At 39.4% G+C, this 3,506-nt stretch carries 4 protein-coding genes and 1 pseudogene; all 5 read right to left on the reverse strand.

All coding sequences use genetic code 11. The annotated features are described in order from the left end of the window. Positions 1–115 precede the first annotated feature (115 nt). Positions 116–592, reverse strand: a pseudogene (locus FTT84_RS17285) (GMP synthase (glutamine-hydrolyzing)); the annotation flags it as partial. A gap of 56 nt (positions 593–648) precedes the next feature. Next, positions 649–1,509: a macrolide hydrolase EstT gene (gene estT, locus FTT84_RS17290; protein ID WP_180081969.1), complete on the reverse strand. Its 861-nt coding sequence runs from the start codon at positions 1,507–1,509 to the stop codon at positions 649–651. 17 nt (positions 1,510–1,526) lie between these two features. Next, positions 1,527–2,663, reverse strand: coding sequence for a tetracycline-inactivating monooxygenase Tet(X) (tet(X), locus tag FTT84_RS17295; protein WP_044502094.1), 1,137 nt, complete (start codon positions 2,661–2,663; stop codon positions 1,527–1,529). Between the two features lie 46 nt (positions 2,664–2,709). Next, positions 2,710–3,063 (reverse strand): hypothetical protein, encoded by a 354-nt coding sequence (locus FTT84_RS17300; protein ID WP_218949381.1) that lies wholly within the window; start codon positions 3,061–3,063, stop codon positions 2,710–2,712. Positions 3,064–3,217: 154 nt separating this feature from the next. After that, positions 3,218–3,445: a hypothetical protein gene (locus tag FTT84_RS17305; protein ID WP_218946392.1), complete on the reverse strand. Its 228-nt coding sequence runs from the start codon at positions 3,443–3,445 to the stop codon at positions 3,218–3,220. Between the last annotated feature and the right edge of the window lie 61 nt (positions 3,446–3,506).

The following is a 3,506-nucleotide window of genomic DNA, read 5'->3' on the forward strand; positions in this document are numbered from 1 at the left end:
GCATGTTCCGCGTCCTTGCAATACTGTGTTTACATACAGTCTATCGCTTAGCGGAAAGTTCTTTTACCCTCAGCCGAAATGCCTGCCGTTGCTAGACATTGCCAGCCAGTGCCCGTCACTCCCACTCAATAGTTGCCGGCGGCTTTGAGGAAACATCGTAGGTTACCCGCGAAATACCGGGAATCTCATTAATGATGCGGCTAGAAACCGTTTCTAAAAACTCATACGGCAAGTGTGCCCAGCGCGCTGTCATAAAATCGATAGTTTCTACTGCGCGCAATGCCACCACATACTCATAGCGGCGGGCATCGCCCACTACGCCAACCGACTTCACTGGCAAGAATACAGCGAAGGCTTGGCTGGTTTTGTGATACAGGTCAGCGGCATACAGCTCTTCGATAAAGATGGCATCAGCCAAGCGCAACCTGTCGGCATATTCTTTTTTTACTTCGCCAAGAATACGCACACCCAAGCCAGGGCCAGGGAAGGGATGACGGTAAACCATGTCGTAGGGCAGACCTAACTCCATACCGATCTTGCGCACCTCATCTTTAAACAGCTCGCGCAGCGGCTCCACCAGCTTGAGCGTCATAACACATTGATATTAGCTTCAATCTCTAAACCGTTGATTTGGAAATACATAATACCCTATTTGTTCATTCTTTTGTTATTTGTTATATGTTGCGTTATTCCATCAATAATTTTATTCCAATCTTCGAAATGTAGTTCGTGTCCGGTTCCATCAAGCGTTATTAGTTTTGAGCCGTTTATCTTTTCAAGTAAAACTGCTGAATTCTTAAAATGCAATATTTTATCGTCCGTTCCGTGTACAATTAAGGTTGGTTGATTGATTTCGCTCAATCTGTTCCAGTATTCTTCACCACCTTGCAGTGCCGCATGATTGAACATACTTATATAGTTATTAGCTCTTTTAAATTCGGCTCTAATCAGTTTTTCACTTCTTTGTTTGTCAAATTGTTTCCTGCCGCTCATCAATTCAGCACCTTGAATTAAATAATTTGCCACACTGTCTTCATTTGTCCAATCTACGGTTTCAGCTTTTCCGTGAAAATCTAAAATACGCGTATCCATTTCAGGAATTGTGGGGTCTGAGTCGCCCCAAGGACCTGATGAGATTAGTGTTATTGAACTTACCCTGTCGGCATATTTTATTGATGCTATTTGAGAAATCAGTCCGCCCAGTGAAATTCCCACAAAATTGGCTTTGACTATTTTATAGCCGTCCAAAATTGAAATAGCATCATGGGTTAAGTCAACAATATCATAGGGGGTTGAACCCGGTTCGTAATTAGTAGATTTTCCTACGTCCCTATTGTCGTAGCGAATAACAAAAAATCCCTTTTCAGATAGTTTCTGGCAAAATTCAGCATCCCAATACAACATGGATGCCGTTGCTCCCGCAATCAAGAGTATTGCCGGATCTTTTTCACATCCAAAACTTTCGGTAAAAAGTCTTATTCCGTTTTTTTTAACTATTTTCTCTTTCATTTCCTCGCCTTTCTGTTTTATAGATTCATTAGTTTTTGGAAAGAAAAGTCGAGGCTGAACATTTCCGTTTCGTTTATTATTGATTCTGCCTGTGCTTCTCTTCCATAAGCAAACATTTGCTGTTCATAATTTTCAATAGCCTCTTCAATGCTGTTAAATTTCCCATTGGTCAGATTATCCGACAATATCAAGGCATCCATCAACCCACTGTTTACGCCTTGTCCTGCAAAAGGAGGCATCAAATGAGCAGCATCTCCAATCATCGTTATGGGTAATGGACGCTTACTTTTCCAAGACTTATCTAAGGGAAATATTCGTGTCGCTAACCCTACAAAAGATGATGTCAAACGAATCAGTTCTTTGTAGCGTTCGTCCCAATCGGAAAATTTTTTCAGGAGAAAATCAACGACACTATTTCTGTCTTGAAAATCTACCCGCGTTTTGCTTTTCCATTCATCAGGTGTTTTAAAACTTATTCCAAAATGCAATGCACCATTATTATTAGGATTCGCAAATAATAAATTACCTTGATGAGCAGCCATTAGCCGGTTTCCATTGCAAAGCTGAAAAAATCCAGGACAGTTCACCTCCGGTTGATGAATATCGGCTTGTATATTGAAAGTACCTGTTTCTTCAACTTCCGTGTCGGTAACAAATTTTCTTACTTTAGACATTCCACCATTGGCAATAATAACCAGATCTGCTGTTTCACTCGATTTATCCTCAAAAGTTAGTATCCACTTCTCCTTATCAGGTTCAAGGGTAACAAGTTTTCTATCCCAAATGACGGTATCATTTTGTAAACTATTTAATAGGATAGTCCTTAAGTCATTTCTGTTTATTTCAGGATTGTCAAAACGATTTTCGGGTCTTACATTTTTTGTGGTTAAAATATTGCCCTTTTCATCAACAATATTTACACCCATTGGTAAAGCTAAGTCATAATAAGTTTGTAACAATCCCGCTCTTTTCATTGCTTCCTGTCCCGAATCCCTGTGCAGATCAAGTGTCCCACCAAAAATCCTTGCATCTTGGTCTTTGTCTCTCTCGTAAACTGTAATGTCCACGCCGTTTTGCTGTAACAATCTCGCCATTGTTAATCCAACAGGCCCGGCACCAATTATTGTAATTTTTTTATGTTTTAATAAAGTCATATTCTTGTTCGCTGGTTTTAATGTCAACTAATGTCTGTCAATTTAATCACTTTGTTTTTTTAAATTCAAACACGGATTTTCCTGATAACTTTAGCTTTTGCCCTTTTTTTAAGCCGTTCGGAAAGTCAATTGCTAAAATTGCTGTATAATCAATTTCTATTTCAGTGCTGTTGTCAAAATGCCTAAACGATTTAACTGTCTGTGTTCTCTTTGCAAAGTATGTTTTTGCTGTTTCTGCCTGTTGTTTAAACGCTGTTAACCCTTTCAGCGATAACCTTATATCATTATTTTGAATGTTTTCAAAAACAATATTATCGTCAAGGTCTGCAACCATTTTTTTGATATCAAATTGGTTGTATCCATCGATGTAGTTATTGATGATGTTTACTCTGTCGGTCATATTTTGTAATTATTTATCGGTTACATATTGGTGTTGTCTGTAGGTTGTTCTACGATAATTGCCAACTTTTAACTTCTATACGAAGGAACATGTTGGGATACTTGAACTTTCGATTTAGCGCCAACACGAGCAAACCGAAGTTAGCACCTACTCTCTATTCAGCATATTTTTTAAAAATACTTGTGGCAATGTGTCCGCCAAAACCAAAAGTATTACTCATTGCGTAATTCACTTGCCGTTGTTGTGATTGGTGTAACGTCAAGTTAAATATATCCCTATATTCAGGTTCAATATCTACCGAATTGATTGTACGTACAGGAAGAATAAACGCCCTTTTCACCCAAGTCCAACAGCTTTGGACCGCAGTTGACTCTTTCGACACCCCTGCGATGCAACCCAATCCGGCTGACGGGGAGCCAGCAACGCTGAAAATTTACCCTCCT

This window comes from Acinetobacter sp. YH01019 (genome assembly GCF_013420285.1).
Lineage (GTDB): Bacteria > Pseudomonadota > Gammaproteobacteria > Pseudomonadales > Moraxellaceae > Acinetobacter > Acinetobacter gandensis.